Source organism: Ornithinimicrobium sp., from assembly GCF_051004135.1.
Classification (GTDB): Bacteria; Actinomycetota; Actinomycetes; order Actinomycetales; family Dermatophilaceae; genus Ornithinicoccus.
In genome coordinates this window covers 1-16,973 of record NZ_JBPCKQ010000201.1, presented here as the reverse complement: position 1 = coordinate 16,973, position 16,973 = coordinate 1, and the positions used below count along the sequence as shown (strand labels likewise).

The window sequence follows — 16,973 nt, the reverse complement described above, 5'->3', positions numbered from 1 at the left end:
CGGCACTGATCCAGGGTGCGGGACGGGTCCTGGCTCTTCATCTGGTGCGCGACCTCATCGATCGCGGCCCAGCAGGCCAGCGACTCCGCCGCGGGCAGGCTGGCCCACCACGACGTCATGCCCGGGTCGTCCCCGGCGCACATCCGCACGAACCGGTCGGCCCGGGCCTTGACCGCCCTGGCGCGCACCGCGAGCGGGTCGACCTCCTCCAGGGCCCGACGCACCCGGGACCGCACCCGCCCGGGCGTGTCCTGGCACACCCGCGGGTGGACCTTGCCCTCGACCACACCGCAGACCTCCGCGTCGGCCAGCTCCAGCTCCTCCGCGATCACCTGCGCCCGGAACGCATCCAACTGGCCGTGGGCCACCGCGTGCAATGTGACTGGCAGGTCTGTGCACAGCTTGACCGAGAGTCGGGCTCGCTTGTGCGCGGTCATCGGCGCCATCCCCAGCACCGGGGCCAGCTCGTCCCCAGCGAACTCGCACAGGTGCCCGATCCCCCGGTCCACCGAGACCAACACCCCGTCTTGGTCGTAGTCATCCTCCCGGGCAGCGAACTGCCCGATCCGCACTGTCTGCGCCGCGCTGGCCGCGCAGATCAGCTCCTGCAACTGGGTGACCTGACCCATCAGCTCCGGGGTCTCCATATCCACGCAGGACTCGCCCGCCCGGTCCACCATCCGGCGCAGCAGCTGCATGACCTCGACCATCTCCTCCATGCGAACAACAGTACGAGTGACCACCGACAGACCCCGTCACCAGCTGCTTGGTTGTGGTTGCGGCGTAGGTTTCGGTCGTCAGTCTTCACTCGCTCGTCACTCATGCGTCAGTGAGGGATCAGTGACGCATGAGTGACGCCCCGCGACGTGTGAGTGACGAGCGGAAGGCCTGTGCTGTGCTCTTACTGGCGATGTGAAAGTGAAAATGAAGCTGAGGAGGTCACCAACAGCGACACCTGATCGAAGTTCCTTGCTGCAGACGGCCTGGCAGCCTCCTCCCACCGACGGGTCCTGCGGGCCTGAGAGGATGACCACACATGAGAGACCTGCTGGCCCGCCAACTCGATATCGCGTGGAGTTTCGCGCGCGAGATCGTGATCGGACGGGTGTCTCGCGAGGCAGCCCTGTGGGAGCCGTCGGCCAACGTCATCACCGTGCACGAGTCGGACGAGGGCTGGGTCGCGGACTGGCCGGATGAGGAGTCCTCCCCGCTGCCGGATGCCACGGTGGGCTGGCTCCTCTGGCACATCGAGTGGTGGTGGACCGACGCCGCCCGGGTCTGCGCCGGACAGGCCGCCCTGTCGCCGGCGGAACGTCTTTGGTCAGGCTCGACCGACGGGCTCGTGGCAGCCAAACGGGAATGGGATGCAATCCTGCACAGCCATGATCTCGATGCCGAAGTCGTTGGGCTCATGCCGACGGCCCAGCCGCTCTGGTATGTCGCGGCTTGGGTAAACTTCGAGCTCACCAAGGACCTGGCCGAGATCAACCAGCTCCTCACCCGGCGGGCAAACCAGTGACGTTGCCGGCGGACAGCCACGTGCATACCGAGTGGTCGTGGGACACGACCAAAGCCTCGATGGAGCGCTCCTGCGCCCGCGCCGTGGACATCGGCCTCCCGACGATCGCGTTCACGGAGCACCTGGACCACACGGTCTGGACCGTCGAACCGGATACTCTGGCCGAGCATGATCCGCTCCGTCAGCTCGGCTCCCCGGACGGCACGTTCACGCCGCCGACGTTCGACGCGGCGGGCTATCTGGAGTCGATCGAGCGGTGCCGCGACCGATACCCGGACCTGCGCATCCTCAGCGGTCTGGAGCTGGGGGAGCCGCACTGGCACGCCGGTCCGGTCGCCGAGGTGCTGGCGACCGGGCACTTCGACCGGGTGCTCGGGTCGCTGCACTGCCTGCCTGACGAGGCCAGGTATGCCGAGCCGCCCGGGCTGTACGCCCACCGGGCGCCGGATGAGGTGATGCGGACCTACCTGGCCGAGGTGACGCGGCTGGTCACCGAGTCTGACGCCTTCTCGGTGCTCGCCCACATCGACTACCCCTTGCGGTCCTGGCCGGACCACGTCGGCCCCTTCGACCCCGCCGACTTCGAGGAGGAGTTCCGACATACCCTCCGATCGATCGCCCAGTCCGGGCGAGCACTGGAGATCAACACACGGATCCCGCTGCACGCACAGATCCTCGCCTGGTGGCACGACGTGGGCGGTGAGGCGATCACCTTCGGCAGCGACGCGCACGAGCCGTCCGCCGTCGCGCGAGGCTTCGCCGACGCAGCCCAGATGGCGCAGGCACACGGCTTCCGGCCCGGGCGGGACCCGCTCGACTTCTGGGGTCGCGTGGACTGACAGCGCCTGGGGGAGGTCGGTCGGCATGCTGACGGCGCACTTTCGACCTCGACGACCAACCCGCTGACGATTAGCCCCTGCAGATTCGCTGCCCTGGCGACACAACTGCAGAGGGAAGCGCTTTGGTTCGAGCTCAAGCGGGCTTGCGGGCATGGACGTGCTCGATCGCACCCATCTTCCGCCGCTCGGTCTCCTTGAGGGTGACGCTGAGCTCGCGCACCGTGGCCAGCGGTCGCCGGGTGAAGTGCTCACCGTGCAGCGGCACGGCGACCAGGTCGGCGACGTGCTGCACGGCCCGCAGTGGCCAGAAGGACGCGACGATGTGGTCGGCCAGGATCAGCCGCCCGCCGGGGCGAAGCACCCGCAGCGCCTCGGTGAGGGCACCGCGTTCGTCGGGTATGCAGCACAGCGCGAAGGTGGACACGACCGTGTCGAACGACTCCGCCGGGAACGGCAGCGCCGCGGCATCCCCCTGATGCAGGGCCACGCGACGGCGGAGGCGCTCGGCCTGCCGACGCGCGAGGTCGAGCATGGCCGGGCTCCAGTCGATGCCGGTCAGCGCGACGTCGTCTGGGTAGTGCGTCAGGTTGGCCCCCGTGCCGATGCCCACCTCCAGCGTCTCGCCGCGCGCCCTGCTGCATACCCACTGCCGACTGTCCGGGAAGAGGCGGCGCTCGGCGCCCGTCATCTTCGTGTCGTAGGACGGGGCCTGCTTGTCCCAGTAGCCGACGAGCGCCCGGGTGGATCGGGTCATGAGTCGATCGAACGCCGGTCCGGCCTGGCGTGTCAACCGCCGGCTTGGAAAACCTGTTGAGCCTGCCGCGGGCGTGCGCGAAGACTGCGGCGATGACCGGTCGAGCGTGAGGAGAAAAGGATGGACGGATTCACGCCCGAGGGGAAGCTGCTCGGCGTCCTCGGTCTCATCCCCGCGGGAGCGTTCGTGGTCGACACGGTCCGCAGACGGCTCGGGTGGTGGCGAGTCACGGGCACGGTGCCGGTGCTTCTGTCGCTGGGCGGGGTCGCCTGGTTCGCGCTGACGTTCCGGCTGCTCTCAGCAGTATGCGGTCGCAGCCGGTCGCAGCCGGTCGCAGCCGGTCGCGCGGGTGACAGCGGAGATCCGGTCCGAACCGTGGGGCGTCGTGGCCCGGCAGGTGGAGGACTACCTCGGGTATGCCCGTCCGGTCGGCGTTGCGGGCATCCTCGAGCGGGCGATCGACGCGGCCCGGCAGCGAACTGAGCAGGGGTAGCGGGCGGCAGTAGCGGCTCGGATCGGCGAGCTCGTCGCAGCCTCCGGGCTGACCACCGCAGAGTTCGCCTCCCGCATCGGCACCTCCCGGACCCGGCTGTCGACCTACCGCAGCGGTCAGGTCACCCCGTCGGCCGCGCTGCTGGTGCGGATGGAGCGCATGGCGGACCGCCTGTAAGACCCGTGTAGCACCAATCCAGCGCTACACTGGAGATATGGCCAATCTCACGATCACCGTGGACGAGGACGTACTCCGGCGCGCCCGCATCCGAGCCTTGGAGCGGCACGAGTCCGTCAATGCCTATCTGGCTCGGACGCTCGAGCGGTATGCCGACTCCGGTGTCTCCGCCCGAGCCGTCTTCGCCGAGATCGGCGAGCTCGCTGATGCGGCGCAGGCCGGATCCGAGGGCACCGGCCGGACCTGGACCAGGGACGACCTGCATCGTGAGTAGCGTCTTCGTCGACACCAACGTCTTCGCCTACCAGTTCGACGTCTCCGAGCCGATCAAGCGAGAGCGAGCCATCGCTGCGTTGGACAGCGATCGGGACTTCGTGATCAGCACACAGGTGATGTTGGAGTTGCACTCCGTCCTGACGCGCAAGCTTCGCCCGCCCGTGTCACCTGCCAAGGCTCGCAGCGTCCTCGATCGTCTGGCGAAGCTGCCCGTCGTCACCGCGGACGCCCGCTTGGTATGCCGTGCCGCGGCCACGAGCGAGCGTCATCGACTCTCGATCTGGGACGCCATGATCGTCGAGGCGGCGGCGGAGGCGGGGTGTGCTGAGCTCTGGTCCGAAGATCTGGCCAGCCGTTCTGTGCTCAACGGCGTCCGCGTCGTCAACCCGTTCCCCTGATCGCCTCTGGCAGGGTGGCCGGATGCCGGCCGCCAGAAATCGACAGGGCCGGTGTCCTGGAGGCCCGGGCCCGTTCGTGGAGAAGGTGAAGGGCAGCCCGCCCTCGGGTCCGGCGCACCGGACCACACCACATACGAGAAGGAGCACACCATGGCCCAGTACCTGCTGTCCGTGCACAGCCGTGACGAAGACCACGTGAGCGGTCCGGTCCCGGACGACGTCCAGGCCGTCTTTGCGGCCGTCGACCGGTTCAACGACGAGCTGCAGTCCTCCGGTTCGTGGGTCTTCGCGGGTGGGTTGCACCCGGCGAGCACCGCGACCGTCGTCGACGGCACCGGCTCGGGTGACCCGGTGGTCACCGACGGACCCTACCTGGAGTCCAAGGAGCACCTCGGCGGCTTCTGGGTCGTCGACGTCGCCGACCTCGACGCCGCCCTGGAGCTGGCCCGGCAGGGGTCCGCGGCCTGCCAGGGCAAGGTCGAGGTCCGTCCCTTCCAGGGCGAGCCGGACGCCTGAGCGACCCGTGACGGCATCCGGTCGCGACGAGCTGGACCGTGTCTTCCGCGAGGAGCACGGCCGGGTCGTCGCCACCCTGGTCCGCCACCTCGGCGACATCGACCTCGCCGAGGAGGCGGCCCAGGAGGCCTATCTGGTCGCCCTGCAGCGCTGGCCCGAGACCGGCCCGCCGCCCAACCCCGGCGGCTGGCTGACCACCACTGCCCGCCGCAAGGCGATCGACCGGATCCGTCGCGAGTCGACCCGCGACTCCCGGCACGCCCAGGCCGCCATGCTGATCGACCCCGACTCAGCCGCCCAGCCCGTCTCCGGCGTCGTGGACGACCGGTTGCGGCTGATGTTCACCTGTTGCCACCCGTCGCTGGCCACCAGTGCGCAGGTCGCGCTGACCCTGCGGCTGCTGGGCGGGCTGAGCGTCGCCGAGGTCGCCGCGGCCTTCCTGGTCGAGGAGGCAGCCATGGCCAAACGGCTGACCCGGGCCAAGCAGAAGATCAAGGCCGCGCGCATTCCCTACCGGGTGCCGGCCGACGCCGAGCTGCCGGGCCGGCTGCGCGGCGTGCTGGCCACGCTGTTCCTGGTCTTCAACGAGGGCTACCTACCCGGGGATCTCGAGGGGGAGCCGATCCGCACCGACCTGTGCGTCGAGGCGATCCGGCTGAGCCGGATCCTGGCCACCCTGATGCCCGACGAGCCTGAGGTGCTGGGCCTGCTCGCCCTGATGCTGCTGACCGAGGCGCGGCGGCCGAGCCGGGTGGCAGGCGGTGCCCTGGTGACGCTGCCGGAGCAGGACCGCTCCCGCTGGGACCGGGACTTGATCGCCGAGGGTCACGGGCTCGTCCGCGCCTGTCTGCGGCGGGGGTGGCCCGGCCGCTACCAGATCCTGGCTGCGATCAACGCCGTGCACACCGACGCTGGTCGTGCCGAGGACACCGACTGGCGGCAGGTCGTCGCGCTCTACGACCAGCTGTATGTCGTGGAGCCGACCCCCGTGGTCGCGCTCAACCGAGCGATCGCGCTCGCCGAGGTGCACGGCCCGGAAGCAGGCCTGACCGAGCTGGAACCCCTCGGCGCGGACCTTGAGGGCTATCACGCCTTCCACGCTGCGCAGGCCGACCTGCTGCGTCGAGCCGGGAAGTCCGATGCAGCAGCCACGGCATACCGGCGGGCACTGGAGCTCGTGACCAACCCGGCCGAGCGTGTCTTCCTGCAGGCCCGACTGGCCATCGTGCTCGACGGCATCGACTGACCTGGGGATCACGGGCTCCCGGTGAGCCCCGCCCGGCTTTGCTCCCGCCAACGCAGCAACGTCGGCGGACCCCTCTGGCAAAACGTAACACTTGCGTTACATTTGTGCCGTGGACGTGTTCGCGGCGTTGGCCGACCCGGTGCGGCGCGAGCTCCTTCGGAGGGTGTCGAGCGAGTCGGTACGCGCGGGTGACCTGGCAGCTGAGCACCCGGTCAGCCGGCCGGCCATCAGTCGGCACCTTCGGGTGCTCATCCAGACCGGTCTGGTCGAGGTCGACACGCAAGGCCGTGAGCGGCGCTACCGGCTGCGGCCGGCCGGCCTGGCCCCCGTGCGACAGATGGTGGACTCCCTGACCGAACCCGGCTCCTCCCGGCATAGCCCGCTGGTGTCGCCCGAGCACCTCTTGGCGCTGGAGACCGAGGTGCGCCGCGCCACGCGGGACCGACAGTCGAGCACCACAACAGACACCAGCCAGGAGAGCGCATGAACCGCATGCCCACGGGACGCCGCGAGCGCCGATCGTTCGGTGAGGCGATCGTCCTCGAGCGCACCTTCGCCGCGCCGATCGACGACGTTTGGGCGGCCGTCACCGAGCCCGAGCGGCCGGAGCGGTGGATCGGCACCTGGGCGGGCGACCCGACGTCCGGTCAGGTCGCCTTCCGGATGACCGCCGAGGGTGCCGACGTTCCTGCCGTGACCGTCCACATCGATGACTGCGCGCCGCCCCACCTGCTGCGGGCACGTATCGAGGTGGCCGACCCGCCGGGCCAGGAGTGGCGATGGGAGCTGCACCTGACCCACCACGCTGGTGTGACGACGCTGAGGTTCGTGCAGGCGGCGGCCGGCGACGTCCCGGTCAGCGATGTCGGGCCGGGGTGGGAGTACTACCTGGACCGTCTGGTCGCCGCGGAGTCCGGGCAGGACGTGGCTTCGGTCGACTTCGAGCGCGACTACCACCCCGCGATGAGCGGCTACTACCGCGACCTGTTCGCCTGTCCCGTCGGCGCCATGTCCGCGCTCAGGGGGCGCTCCGGGTGTCGACGGTTGACCAGGTCAACCTGGTCGACTTATCTTGGGGTTGTGGAGGTCACTGTTCAGGAAGCCAAGACCCACCTGTCACGTCTGCTACGCAAGGTCGAAGCGGGCGAGTCGATCGTGATCCGGCGCGGCAGCCAACGCATCGCGGTGCTGTCGCCGGCCCCGCCGCCAGTCGGCGACCGGCGCATCTGGGGAGACCTCGCCGGCGCGATCCCCGACGACTTCGACGACATACCGGATGACTTCGCGGCCTACCGGTGACCTCGATCTTGGCCAGTCCTCGGTTGCTGCTCGACACCAACGTGGTCATCTGGCTGCTCCTCGGCGACCGCTCGGCCGTCTCCGCGCGCGCACAGGACGCGTTGCAGGACGCGAGTCACGAGCTGCTGCTCAGCGCCGTCAGCGTGTGGGAGATCGCGACCAAGCGGTCGCTGGGCAAGCTGGACATCGACCCGTCTTGGGCGCGTGAGCTGCTGCGCCTCGACCTCGTCCAGCTGCCGGTGACGGCTGAGCACGCGCGCCGGGTCGAGTCGTTGCCGTGGCACCACCGTGACCCGTTCGACCGGCTTCTGGTCGCGCAGGCCGAGGCTGAGCAGTGCCCGCTCGTGACCGCCGACGCTCGGCTGGTCGCGTATGACGTGTCGATCGTGTGGTGAGCATCGCAGGTCGACGAACCGACACGCCTATTTGCACGCAGCCTGATCCCGCGAAGGTCCCCTCCCGGTGCTCCCGGCGCAGGGACCGATCCCGTTGGCGACTCTCAGCTGTGCGACAGGGCCGGCGGGACGTCAGGCAGCTCGAAGGTGAGCCCATCGGGGTAGCAGGAGTACCAGTCCTCGCGCGGCTCGTAGGAGCGGATCAACGGGTGACTGGTCTTGTCGTGATGCGCGGTGGCGTGCTTGCCCGGCGAGCTGTTGCAGCACCCGACACGGCCGCAGGAGGAGCACATCCGCAGGTGCACCCACCGTCCCCCCGTGGCCAGGCAGTCCGAGCAGCCGTAGGTCGAGGACGGCATGCTGCTCTCGTCAATGGTGTCGCGGTGGGTGCAGGACTGGGCCATCGCGTCTCCTGGCTCGATCGGCCGACCGGGTGGACTGCCGTCACTGCGAGTATGCAGCACCGCCGCCGGTGGAGACGAAGGTCCGCGCCTCCAGCAGGTAGTCCAGACACGGCTCCTCGTGCGGGGCCGGGATGCAGACCCATTCGCGCATCGGCCGGCCCGGCCGCGGGGAGCACGGCATACCGTCTCCCGCCTCGATGAGCTCGGCGACACGGGGCGCGGGCAGCTTGACGACAAGGTCGTCGGCGGTGGCGAAGCCGTAGAACTTGCCGCCGGTCCGCAGCCCGGGGGAGTGCAGCATACGACCCCGCTCGTCGACAGGGTGCCGGTCGAGCATCTGCTGCGCCACCGTGGCGAAGACCCCGTCCGCGAAGGGGTGAGTATGTCCGGGCACGGTCAGATCCTACGGCTGTGCCGGATGCTCCGTCGTGGCCGCCATGCCGTGCAGCGACAGCTCCACGAAGTCCTCGATGGGATGCATCTCGACGTGCGCTGCGACCCGGGAGAGGACCTGGCGGATCAGGTCGCCAGGGCCCTCGAGCTCGGTGCCTCTTGGGTGGAGCACGACTGGGGCGAACTGCCATGGGTGGTGCTGGCCGACCCCTCCGGCAACGAGTTCTGCATCCTGCCGCCGGGCACAAGCGCCGGAGGGACTTCTCGGGAGTCGGCCCTGCGGTAGTGCTCGACCAGCGAGTAGGTTGTTGTGGCGTGGGGCCTGACGATCTCGCGCAGCTGCGCCGCGCACGCGATCTGCTCGATCGCGACTACCGGGAGCGGCTGGGCGTGCCCACGATGGCCCGGGCGGCGCTGATGTCGCCCGCGCATTTCTCCCGGCTCTTCCGCGAGGCGTTTGGCGAGACCCCCTACGGCTATCTGCAGACTCGCCGGGTCGAGCGGGCGATGGCCCTGTTGCGAAGGGGTGACCGATCGGTGACCGAGGTGTGCATGGAGGTCGGCTTCACCTCGCTCGGGCTCGGTCAGCTCCACCTTCACCCGCCTGGTCGGCCGAACGCCGAGCGCCTACCGCGCCGGTGACCACACCGTGCTCGCGCCCATCCCACCATGCGTCTCCCGCGCCTGGACCCGACCGAGCAGGAATGGAGAAGCACCTCGGGCAGGGTCTGGCTAGCGTTCCTGTCATGACCATTTCGATCACTCATACACCCGTCTACGTGCTCGATCTCGAGAGCTCCCTGTCGTTCTACACCGAACGTCTCGGTCTGCAGGTCCGCCAAGACGTCCAGGCCGGTCCCGTTATGCGTTGGCTGACCTTGGCTGCGCCCGGTTCCGATCACGAGCTGCTGCTCGCCGCGGTGGACCAGCACATCCCGGCCATCGACCAGGAGGCGATGAGCCAGATCGTCGCCAAGGGCGACTTGGGGGTGTTCGTGCAGGTCGACGATGTCTTCGTTAGTTTCCCGTGGTGGCCGGCGGAGAGCTCCTGAACTCGCTGAGGCATGCAAGCACGTGTCGCGCCGTCCCCCGCCGTGCCCGGGCCAAGGGTCCGCCGGCGAAGTGCCCACATCACTGTGACGTCTATGACGCTAGAGCGCGCTGTGCGTCACATTCATGTCGGCCACTCAGCCTGCAGGACGAGGCGCAGACTCGACGACCGGTCGAAGCGCGCTCGGTCAGTGACCGGCGTCCGCCTTCTCGCGCCGGGGGACCAGGTGCAGCACGGCGACGACGACGGCGCCGACCGCGAGCCCGACGATCGCCGAAGCCAAAGTGTTGACGGTCCAGGCGAGGACGCCGCCCAGCGCACCGGCGGCGTCGTGCACGGCTTCCTCCAGGTGGTGCACCAGCTCGTAGGGCGCGTGCCAGCCGAGCTCGTCGACGCCCACGAGCAGGATGTGCCCACCGACCCACAGCATCGCCACCGACCCGACGACCGCCAGCGCCGACAGCAGCTTCGGCATACCGGCGACCAGGCCGCGGCCGATCCTCCGGGCTGCCCCCGAGTCCCGCTGCGCCAGGTGCAGACCGATGTCGTCCATCTTCACGATCAGGGCCACCACGCCATACACCAGAGCCGTGATCATCAGGGCGACGACGACCAGGATCAGCCCGCGCGAGACCAACGGCTCGTCCGCGACCTCGTTGAGCGCGATGACCATGATCTCGGCCGAGAGGATGAAGTCGGTGCGGATGGCACCCTTGACCATCCTCTCTTCGTGCTCCTTGCCCTGCGCGGCGGCCGGCTGCTCCGACTCCTCGTGGTGGCCGCTGACCATCTCGTAGATCTTCTCGGCGCCCTCGAAGCACAGATAGGTCCCGCCGAGCATCAGGATCGGGGTGAGCAGCCAGGGCACGAACTGGCTGAGCAGCAGGGCAGCCGGGAGGATGAACAGCAGCTTGTTGCGCAGCGAGCCGATGGCGATCCGCTTGATGATCGGCAGCTCGCGCTCGGCCGCGAAGCCGTGCACGTAACGAGGGGTGACCGCTGCATCGTCGACCACGACGCCGGTGGCCTTCATGCTCGCCCGACCGGCCGCCGCCCCGACGTCATCGACCGATGCGGCGGCGAGCCTGGCCAGCACAGCGACGTCATCGAGCAACGCGGCCAGGCCCCCGCTCATCTCGGTGCTCCGGCCCGCGTCGGGGAAGGCCGGCCCCCCGGTCGACGGTCGGGCAGGAGATTCAGGATCCGGGCGTGCATGACGATCAGCCTAATGACGAGCAGCGGGCATGGCGTTGTGTCCTTCGGCGTGCCTACACTCTGCTGTGTAGGACCCGACGACGGGAAGAACCCAGGTGAGCGCACAGACCGACACGAGCGCACGAGCCGACACGGTGCGCGCGATCACGCACGGGTGGGTGCGGGAGCGGGGGCCGCTGCTGCCGGCATTGCACGCGGTGCAGGCCGAGCTCGGACACATCGACGCCGCTGATGTCCCCGTGATCGCCGACGTCCTCAACCTCTCGGTCGCCGAGGTGCACGGGGTCGTCTCGTTCTACAAGGACTTCCGCACCAGCCCCGCCCCACGCCATACCGTGCAGGTATGCCGCGCCGAGGCCTGCCAGTCGGTGGGCGCCGAGCAGCTGTATGCCGCCGCGCAGCGCACTCTCGCAGCGCGCGGCGACGTGGAGGTGGAGCAGGTGTTCTGCTTCGGCAACTGCGCCCTCGGCCCGAGCGCTACCGTCGACGGACAGATCCACGGGCGGCTCACGGAGCAGCGACTCACCGAGCTGACGAAGGACTGGACATGACCCGCGGCAGCCACCTGAGTCTGGTGCAGGACCGCGGCGCTTCCGACACCGTGGTCTACGTCCCGTGCGACTCCAGCGCCCTCGCCGTCGGCGCCGACGAAGTGGCACAGACACTGGAAGCCCACGACGGGGTCACCGTTCGGCGCAACGGCTCGCGCGGGATGTTGTGGGCCGAGCCCCTCGTCGAGGTGGTCACTGACCGCGGACGCATCGGCTACCCCGAGGTCTGCGCCCAGGACGTGCCCGGCCTGATCGAGGCCGGCATGCTCAGCGGCGCCGACGTCGGCGGCTGCCTCGGAATCGTCGACGACCACGAGTGGCTGGCGGGTCAGCACAGGGTCTCCTTTGCTCGAGTGGGGCTGATCGAGCCCACCGACATCGCCGCATACGACGAGCACGGCGGCTGGGAGGGGCTGCGCCGGGCCCTGGCGATGGACCCCCTCGATGTCGTGGACGAGGTCGTCGAGTCCGGGCTGCGCGGCCGTGGTGGAGCCGGCTTCCCGACCGGCATCAAGTGGCGCACCGTGCAGGACGCCGAAGCCGACGTGAAGTTCGTGTGCTGCAACCTCGACGAGGGCGACAGCGGCACCTTCGCCGACCGGATGCTCACTGAGGGCGACCCGTTCACCCTCATCGAGGGCATGCTGATCGCCGCGCATGCCGTCGGCGCGACCGAGGGCTTTGTCTACATCCGCTCGGAGTATCCCGATGCCGTGGCCACGCTGCGCCGGGCCATCGAGATCGCCTACGCGCACGGCTATCTGGGCGACCGCGTCCGGGGCAGCGAGCTGAGGTTCGACCTGCAGATCCGGGTGGGCGCCGGGGCCTACATCTGCGGCGAGGAGACCTCCATGCTCGACAGCCTGGAGGGCAAGCGCGGTGAGGTGCGCGCCAAGCCGCCCATCCCGGCGTTGTCCGGGCTGTTCGGCAAGCCCACCGTGGTCAACAACCTGCTCAGCTTCGCCGCCATCCCGATGATCCTGGCCGACGGTGGCGAGGCGTATGCCGCGCTGGGCACCGGCCGCTCCCGCGGCACCCAGGTCTGCCAGCTGGCCGGCAACATCGCCCGCGGCGGCATCGTCGAGGTCGACTTCGGCATCAGCGTGCGCGAGCTGATCGAGGACTACGGCGGCGGCACCCGCAGCGGGCGGCCGGTCCGCACGGCGCAGCTCGGTGGGCCCCTGGGCGCCTACCTGCACCCCGACCAGTTCGACACCCCGATGGACTACGAGGCGCTCGCCGAGGTCGGCGCGATGGTGGGCCACGGGGGCCTCGTGGTCTTCGACGACACCGTGGACATGGCCGGGATGGCCCGGTTCGCGATGGAGTTCTGCGCGGCCGAGAGCTGCGGCAAGTGCACGCCGTGCCGGGTGGGCTCGGTGCGCGGCGTCGAGACCATCGACCGCATCCGGGCCGGTCAGGACCGCGACAAGAACCTCGTGCTGCTCGAGGACCTGTGCGCCACGATGACCAAGGGCTCGCTGTGCGCCATGGGCGGGCTCACGCCGATGCCGGTCACCAGCGCGCTCAAGCACTTCCCCGAGGATTTCGAGGTGCCCCAGGCCAGCGAGCTGGCCGACGCAGCGCCGGCCGAGAACCTGCAGGCGACGCAGCACGACAGCATCTCCGATCGGAGCACGACATGACGATGCAGATCGACCGACCCGCCGGACCCATCGGTATGCCGCCCAGTCCGGGCGCGGCCCCGGGCGGGGCGCCCTACGCCCCGGAGATCGACTACGGCACGCCGGCGGTGGACGGCCCAGCCGATGCCACGGTCACCGTCGACGGCGTCGCCGTGCAGGTGCCGGCGGGCACCTCGGTCATGCGCGCCGCCAAGCAGGCGGGTGTCGACATACCCAAGCTGTGCGCCACCGACTCGCTCAAGGCCTTCGGCTCGTGCCGGCTGTGCCTGGTCGAGGTCGAGGGCGGCAAGGGCACCCCGGCCTCGTGCACCACCCCCTGCGCCGACGGGATGGTCGTGCACACCGACACCGAGCAGGTCGCCGACCTGCGTCGAGGCGTCATGGAGCTCTACCTGTCCGACCATCCGGTCGACTGTGCCGGGTGCGCGCGCGGCAGCTGTGAGATGCAGGACCTGGCCCGGCGCACCGGGGTCGCCGAGGTGCGCTACGGCCTGCCGGGCACCGAGGGCGCGGCGACAACACCGCATACCCACGTGGACTCCGGGGCGGCGCGGGATGAGTCCAACCCCTACTTCGACTACGACCCGCAGGCCTGCATCGTCTGCTCCCGGTGCGTGCGCGCCTGCGCCGACACCCAGGGCACCTTCGCGCTCACGGTGACCGGGCGCGGCTTCGACTCCCGCATCGCCCCCGGCCCCACGGACTTCCTGGGCAGCGAGTGCGTCTCCTGCGGCGCCTGCGTGCAGGCCTGCCCGACCGACGCGCTCACCGAGAAGTCGGTGATCTCGCTCGGCATGCCGACGCGCTTCGTGGACACGACGTGCGCCTACTGCGGGGTGGGGTGCAGCTTCCGCGCCGAGGTCAAGGATGAGCAGACCACTACCGGCACGACGACGACCGTGGTGCGGATGACACCAAGCAAGGCCGGCGGCGCCAACGAGGGGCACTCCTGCGTCAAGGGCCGGTTCGCCTACGGATACGCCAACCACGACGACCGGCAGCTGCATCCGATGGTGCGCGACTCGATCGACGACGAATGGCAGGTGGTCAGCTGGGAGGAGGCCATCGCCCGGGTCGCGGAGGGCTTCCAGGCCATCCAGGCCGAGCACGGGGTGGGCTCGATCGGCGGCATATCGTCCTCGCGGTGCACCAACGAGGAGGTGTATGTCGTGCAGAAGATGGTGCGCGCGGCGTTCGGCAACAACAACATCGACACCTGTGCCCGGGTCTGCCACTCCCCGACCGGCTACGGCCTCAACCAGACCTTCGGCACCTCCGCCGGAACCCAGGACTTCGCCTCGGTGGACAGCACCGACATGATCCTGCTCATCGGCGCCAACCCGACCGACGCGCACCCGGTCTTCGCCTCCCGGATGAAGCGGGTGCTGCGCCGGGGCGCGGGCCTGATCGTGGCCGACCCGCGGGCCATCGACCTGGTGCGCAGCCCGCACGTGCAGGCGCAGCACCACCTGCCGCTGCTGCCGGGGAGCAACGTGGCGTTCATCAACGCGATGGCGCACACGATTGTCACCGAGGGACTGCACGACGAGGCGTTCCTGGCGCAGCGCTGCGAGGACGTCGAGCGCTACCTGGAGTTCCTGCGCTCCGAGGACAACAGCGCCGAGCAGACACAGGCCGCGACCGGCATACCGGCGGAGCAGCTGCGAGCCGCCGCGCGGGCCTTTGCGGCGGCAACCAATGCCTCGATCTACTACGGCCTCGGCGTCACCGAGCACAGCCAGGGCTCCACGATGGTGATGGGCATGGCCAACCTGGCCATGCTGACCGGCAACATCGGCCGGGAGGGTGTCGGGGTCAACCCGCTGCGCGGACAGAACAACGTGCAGGGGTCGTGCGACATGGGCTCCTTCCCGCACGAGCTGCCCGGCTACCGGCACATCGCGATCGACGCGGTGCGCGACATCTACGAGTCGCTGTGGAGCGTCGAGCTCGACCCCGAGCCGGGTCTGCGGATCCCCAACATGTTCGACGCGGCACTCGGCGGGTCGTTCCGGGGGGTGTTCGTGCACGGGGAGGACATCGCCCAGTCCGACCCCAACCTCAACCACGTCCGGGCTGCGCTGGGCTCGATGGACTTGGTCGTGGTGCAGGACCTGTTCCTCAACGAGACCGCGAAGTTCGCGCACGTCTTCCTGCCCGGCAGCAGCTTCTTGGAGAAGGACGGCACCTTCACCAACGCCGAGCGGCGACTCAACCGGGTGCGCCCGGTCATGCCCAGTGCCGTCGGCAAGGACGAGTGGCAGATCGTCTGCGACATCGCGACCGCCATGGGCTATCCGATGCACTACGACAACGCCGGACAGATCATGGACGAGGTCGCGGCGACCACGCCCACCTTCGCGGGGGTGTCCTTCGCCCGGCTGGATGCCGAGGGCTCGATGCAGTGGCCGGTCAACGACGCCGCCCCGCACGGCACGCCGACCATGCACGTGGGGGAGTTCGTCAGAGGCAAGGGCCACCTGATGCCCACGGTCTTCGTGCCGACGACCGAGACCACCAACCGGCGCTATCCGCTGATCCTGACCACCGGGCGCATCCGGAGTCAGTACAACGTGGGCGCGCAGACTCGCCGCACCCCCAACTCCACGTGGCATCCCGAGGACATCCTGGAGATCCACCCGGCCGACGCCGAGCCGCGGGGCATCCGCACCGGCGACCGGGTGGAGCTGTCGAGTCGCGTGGGGACCACCGCGCTGCACGCGCTGGTCTCCGAGCGGATGCAGCCCGGGGTGGTCTACACGACCTTCCATCACCCGGTCACCGGCGCCAACGTGGTGACCACGGAGAACTCGGACTGGGCCACCAACTGCCCGGAGTACAAGGTGACCGCGGTGCAGGTCGGGGTGGCGAATGCCGGCGAGCCACGGCGGGACGTCGAGGGCGCGCACGCCGGGGGTGGGGTCGATCTGGGTCGCGACGAGTCGGGCGATCTGCGGGACCGGGCGACCGAGCTGCAGCAGACCGGGCACCGATGACGGGGCGACCGTGACAGGGCACGATGACGGTGCGACCGCGACCGAGCACGGCGATATGCCGCCGGAGATCCGGTTGGGTCAGGACATCACCCGCAACTTGGCGCACCTGCCGCCGGAGGACGCGAGCGAGCAGATCGCCACGCACCTGCGCAAGTTCTGGGACCCGCGGATGCGCCGGGCGCTGGTCCAGCGGGTGCGGGACAACGACTCTAGGGTCGAGCCGCTGCTGGCTCGGGCCGTGCGCGACTACCTCGACGGCGACATCGACCGCGCCGAGGTGGCAGAGCCGTCCGGCGGCTGAGCGGCCACTTCGGCGCGATGCTCACCCCGATCATCGTCGTGCTGATCATGCTCGTGATCCTCGACAGGCACTCCGCCTCCGTCCGCCGTCGCCTAGCCTCCTGATCCGGGCGCTTGTCCGTGACGCGCCGCCACCCGCCGCCTACGTCATACGAAAAGTGCGCCCCAGCGCAACATCCGTATGACGCTGGGCAGGTCACTTTTCGCGCGCCACGAGGCCCGACTCGTCTGCAGCGATGTGCGCACCCGAGGTGGCGGGTATCGAACTCTGCCAGCCCACCGGTGGCTGAGCGCAGAGCCCCTGGCAGTTCGACCTCCACGCCCGCAGAAGCCCTAGCAAAACGCTGGTTGTAGGTAACTACTCAGGTGGGCTGAGTTGGTTGTTCAGTTCGTGGCTGGTAGCCAGGGTGTGCCGGCGAGGAGGTCGCTTAGGGCGTCGAGGACAGGTGCACCGTTCTTGCGGGCGGTGGAAACGTAACTTCGCAGGGCGGCGAAGTTCTGGGCT

23 protein-coding genes and 1 pseudogene are annotated in these 16,973 nt (G+C 69.6%); 18 read left to right on the top strand and 6 right to left on the bottom strand.

The window, feature by feature from the left end; genetic code table 11:
* The coding region (locus ACR2FV_RS14155; RefSeq protein WP_434016336.1) for a DUF222 domain-containing protein at nucleotides 1-719 on the bottom strand (719 nt) is incomplete at its 3' end.
* A gap of 317 nt (nucleotides 720-1,036) precedes the next feature.
* On the opposite strand from ACR2FV_RS14155, the gene ACR2FV_RS14150 reads away from it, so the two are divergent.
* Nucleotides 1,037-1,519: a hypothetical protein gene (locus ACR2FV_RS14150; protein ID WP_434016335.1), complete on the top strand. Its 483-nt coding sequence runs from the start codon at nucleotides 1,037-1,039 to the stop codon at nucleotides 1,517-1,519.
* Nucleotides 1,516-2,358, top strand: a complete 843-nt coding sequence (locus ACR2FV_RS14145) for a PHP domain-containing protein (RefSeq protein WP_434016334.1) — start codon at nucleotides 1,516-1,518, stop codon at nucleotides 2,356-2,358. Before ACR2FV_RS14150 ends, ACR2FV_RS14145 begins: the two co-directional genes overlap by 4 nt.
* Nucleotides 2,359-2,491: 133 nt before the next feature.
* On the opposite strand, the gene ACR2FV_RS14140 is transcribed toward ACR2FV_RS14145, so the two are convergent.
* Complete coding sequence (locus tag ACR2FV_RS14140; RefSeq protein ID WP_434016333.1) at nucleotides 2,492-3,112, bottom strand: class I SAM-dependent methyltransferase; 621 nt, start codon at nucleotides 3,110-3,112, stop codon at nucleotides 2,492-2,494.
* A 349-nt stretch (nucleotides 3,113-3,461) separates the two neighbouring features.
* Between ACR2FV_RS14140 and ACR2FV_RS14135 the strand changes: the two genes are divergently transcribed.
* The 9 genes from ACR2FV_RS14135 (at nucleotide 3,462) to ACR2FV_RS14095 (ending at nucleotide 7,912) form a co-directional block, all read left to right on the top strand.
* Nucleotides 3,462-3,605, top strand: a complete 144-nt coding sequence (locus ACR2FV_RS14135) for a hypothetical protein (RefSeq protein WP_434016332.1) — start codon at nucleotides 3,462-3,464, stop codon at nucleotides 3,603-3,605.
* Between the two features lie 21 nt (nucleotides 3,606-3,626).
* A complete protein-coding gene (locus ACR2FV_RS14130; RefSeq protein WP_434016338.1) occupies nucleotides 3,627-3,782 on the top strand; it encodes a helix-turn-helix domain-containing protein in 156 nt (51 codons plus the stop codon).
* A 37-nt stretch (nucleotides 3,783-3,819) separates the two neighbouring features.
* Nucleotides 3,820-4,056, top strand: a complete 237-nt coding sequence (locus tag ACR2FV_RS14125) for a hypothetical protein (protein WP_434016331.1) — start codon at nucleotides 3,820-3,822, stop codon at nucleotides 4,054-4,056.
* Nucleotides 4,049-4,456: a PIN domain-containing protein gene (locus tag ACR2FV_RS14120; RefSeq protein ID WP_434016330.1), complete on the top strand. Its 408-nt coding sequence runs from the start codon at nucleotides 4,049-4,051 to the stop codon at nucleotides 4,454-4,456. Before ACR2FV_RS14125 ends, ACR2FV_RS14120 begins: the two co-directional genes overlap by 8 nt.
* A gap of 150 nt (nucleotides 4,457-4,606) precedes the next feature.
* A complete protein-coding gene (locus ACR2FV_RS14115; protein ID WP_434016329.1) occupies nucleotides 4,607-4,972 on the top strand; it encodes a YciI family protein in 366 nt (121 codons plus the stop codon).
* A gap of 7 nt (nucleotides 4,973-4,979) precedes the next feature.
* Nucleotides 4,980-6,218 carry an RNA polymerase sigma factor gene (locus ACR2FV_RS14110; protein WP_434016328.1) on the top strand — a complete coding sequence of 413 codons (1,239 nt, stop codon included), beginning with the start codon at nucleotides 4,980-4,982 and terminating at the stop codon, nucleotides 6,216-6,218.
* Between the two features lie 109 nt (nucleotides 6,219-6,327).
* Nucleotides 6,328-6,705 (top strand): ArsR/SmtB family transcription factor, encoded by a 378-nt coding sequence (locus tag ACR2FV_RS14105; protein WP_434016327.1) that lies wholly within the window; start codon nucleotides 6,328-6,330, stop codon nucleotides 6,703-6,705.
* A complete protein-coding gene (locus ACR2FV_RS14100) occupies nucleotides 6,702-7,517 on the top strand; it encodes an SRPBCC domain-containing protein (RefSeq protein WP_434016326.1) in 816 nt (271 codons plus the stop codon). The genes ACR2FV_RS14105 and ACR2FV_RS14100 overlap by 4 nt, the downstream gene beginning before the upstream one ends.
* The gene (locus ACR2FV_RS14095; RefSeq protein ID WP_434016325.1) at nucleotides 7,514-7,912 is read left to right on the top strand and encodes a type II toxin-antitoxin system VapC family toxin; all 399 of its coding nucleotides are present in this window, start codon (nucleotides 7,514-7,516) and stop codon (nucleotides 7,910-7,912) included. The genes ACR2FV_RS14100 and ACR2FV_RS14095 overlap by 4 nt, the downstream gene beginning before the upstream one ends.
* A 104-nt stretch (nucleotides 7,913-8,016) precedes the next feature.
* On the opposite strand, the gene ACR2FV_RS14090 is transcribed toward ACR2FV_RS14095, so the two are convergent.
* From ACR2FV_RS14090 to ACR2FV_RS14080, 3 genes are read right to left on the bottom strand one after another with little or no spacing between them, the layout of a single operon-like run.
* Nucleotides 8,017-8,316: a UBP-type zinc finger domain-containing protein gene (locus ACR2FV_RS14090; RefSeq protein WP_434016324.1), complete on the bottom strand. Its 300-nt coding sequence runs from the start codon at nucleotides 8,314-8,316 to the stop codon at nucleotides 8,017-8,019.
* Between the two features lie 40 nt (nucleotides 8,317-8,356).
* Complete coding sequence (locus ACR2FV_RS14085) at nucleotides 8,357-8,710, bottom strand: hypothetical protein (RefSeq protein WP_434016323.1); 354 nt, start codon at nucleotides 8,708-8,710, stop codon at nucleotides 8,357-8,359.
* A 9-nt stretch (nucleotides 8,711-8,719) separates the two neighbouring features.
* On the bottom strand, nucleotides 8,720-8,881 hold the full coding sequence (locus ACR2FV_RS14080; RefSeq protein ID WP_434016339.1) for a hypothetical protein: 162 nt from the start codon (nucleotides 8,879-8,881) through the stop codon (nucleotides 8,720-8,722).
* Here ACR2FV_RS14080 and ACR2FV_RS14075 point away from each other — a divergent pair.
* The 3 genes and pseudogenes from ACR2FV_RS14075 to ACR2FV_RS14065 all read left to right on the top strand — a co-directional run bounded on the left by ACR2FV_RS14075 (nucleotide 8,804) and on the right by ACR2FV_RS14065 (nucleotide 9,761).
* Entirely contained in the window at nucleotides 8,804-8,995 is a 192-nt protein-coding gene (locus ACR2FV_RS14075; RefSeq protein WP_434016337.1) for a VOC family protein, read from the top strand. The genes ACR2FV_RS14080 and ACR2FV_RS14075 overlap by 78 nt on opposite strands.
* A 29-nt stretch (nucleotides 8,996-9,024) precedes the next feature.
* Nucleotides 9,025-9,445, top strand: a pseudogene (locus ACR2FV_RS14070) (helix-turn-helix transcriptional regulator).
* A 10-nt stretch (nucleotides 9,446-9,455) separates the two neighbouring features.
* Entirely contained in the window at nucleotides 9,456-9,761 is a 306-nt protein-coding gene (locus ACR2FV_RS14065; RefSeq protein ID WP_434016322.1) for a VOC family protein, read from the top strand.
* A 186-nt stretch (nucleotides 9,762-9,947) separates the two neighbouring features.
* Here the strand turns inward: ACR2FV_RS14065 and ACR2FV_RS14060 are convergent, their stop codons facing one another.
* The gene (locus ACR2FV_RS14060) at nucleotides 9,948-10,895 is read right to left on the bottom strand and encodes a DUF808 domain-containing protein (protein WP_434016321.1); all 948 of its coding nucleotides are present in this window, start codon (nucleotides 10,893-10,895) and stop codon (nucleotides 9,948-9,950) included.
* 175 nt (nucleotides 10,896-11,070) lie between these two features.
* Between ACR2FV_RS14060 and ACR2FV_RS14055 the strand changes: the two genes are divergently transcribed.
* From ACR2FV_RS14055 to ACR2FV_RS14040, 4 genes are read left to right on the top strand one after another with little or no spacing between them, the layout of a single operon-like run.
* Nucleotides 11,071-11,526, top strand: coding sequence for an NAD(P)H-dependent oxidoreductase subunit E (locus ACR2FV_RS14055; protein WP_434016320.1), 456 nt, complete (start codon nucleotides 11,071-11,073; stop codon nucleotides 11,524-11,526).
* Entirely contained in the window at nucleotides 11,523-13,172 is a 1,650-nt protein-coding gene (locus ACR2FV_RS14050) for a formate dehydrogenase beta subunit (protein ID WP_434016319.1), read from the top strand. The genes ACR2FV_RS14055 and ACR2FV_RS14050 overlap by 4 nt, the downstream gene beginning before the upstream one ends.
* Nucleotides 13,169-16,168 (top strand): formate dehydrogenase subunit alpha, encoded by a 3,000-nt coding sequence (fdhF, locus tag ACR2FV_RS14045; protein ID WP_434016318.1) that lies wholly within the window; start codon nucleotides 13,169-13,171, stop codon nucleotides 16,166-16,168. Before ACR2FV_RS14050 ends, fdhF begins: the two co-directional genes overlap by 4 nt.
* A gap of 10 nt (nucleotides 16,169-16,178) precedes the next feature.
* Nucleotides 16,179-16,469 carry a formate dehydrogenase subunit delta gene (locus ACR2FV_RS14040; protein WP_434016317.1) on the top strand — a complete coding sequence of 97 codons (291 nt, stop codon included), beginning with the start codon at nucleotides 16,179-16,181 and terminating at the stop codon, nucleotides 16,467-16,469.
* Nucleotides 16,470-16,973 lie beyond the last annotated feature (504 nt).

Excerpts from the sequence above, each read along its gene's own strand:
- fdhF (WP_434016318.1), top strand. The coding sequence starts at position 13,169 with ATGACGATGCAGATCGACCGACCCGCCGGACCCATCGGTATGCCGCCC.
- ACR2FV_RS14060 (WP_434016321.1), bottom strand. The coding sequence starts at position 10,895 with ATGAGCGGGGGCCTGGCCGCGTTGCTCGATGACGTCGCTGTGCTGGCC.
- ACR2FV_RS14090 (WP_434016324.1), bottom strand. The coding sequence starts at position 8,316 with ATGGCCCAGTCCTGCACCCACCGCGACACCATTGACGAGAGCAGCATG.
- ACR2FV_RS14115 (WP_434016329.1), top strand. The coding sequence starts at position 4,607 with ATGGCCCAGTACCTGCTGTCCGTGCACAGCCGTGACGAAGACCACGTG.
- ACR2FV_RS14140 (WP_434016333.1), bottom strand. The coding sequence starts at position 3,112 with ATGACCCGATCCACCCGGGCGCTCGTCGGCTACTGGGACAAGCAGGCC.
- ACR2FV_RS14065 (WP_434016322.1), top strand. The coding sequence starts at position 9,456 with ATGACCATTTCGATCACTCATACACCCGTCTACGTGCTCGATCTCGAG.
- ACR2FV_RS14100 (WP_434016326.1), top strand. The coding sequence starts at position 6,702 with ATGAACCGCATGCCCACGGGACGCCGCGAGCGCCGATCGTTCGGTGAG.
- ACR2FV_RS14150 (WP_434016335.1), top strand. The coding sequence starts at position 1,037 with ATGAGAGACCTGCTGGCCCGCCAACTCGATATCGCGTGGAGTTTCGCG.
- ACR2FV_RS14125 (WP_434016331.1), top strand. The coding sequence starts at position 3,820 with ATGGCCAATCTCACGATCACCGTGGACGAGGACGTACTCCGGCGCGCC.
- ACR2FV_RS14050 (WP_434016319.1), top strand. The coding sequence starts at position 11,523 with ATGACCCGCGGCAGCCACCTGAGTCTGGTGCAGGACCGCGGCGCTTCC.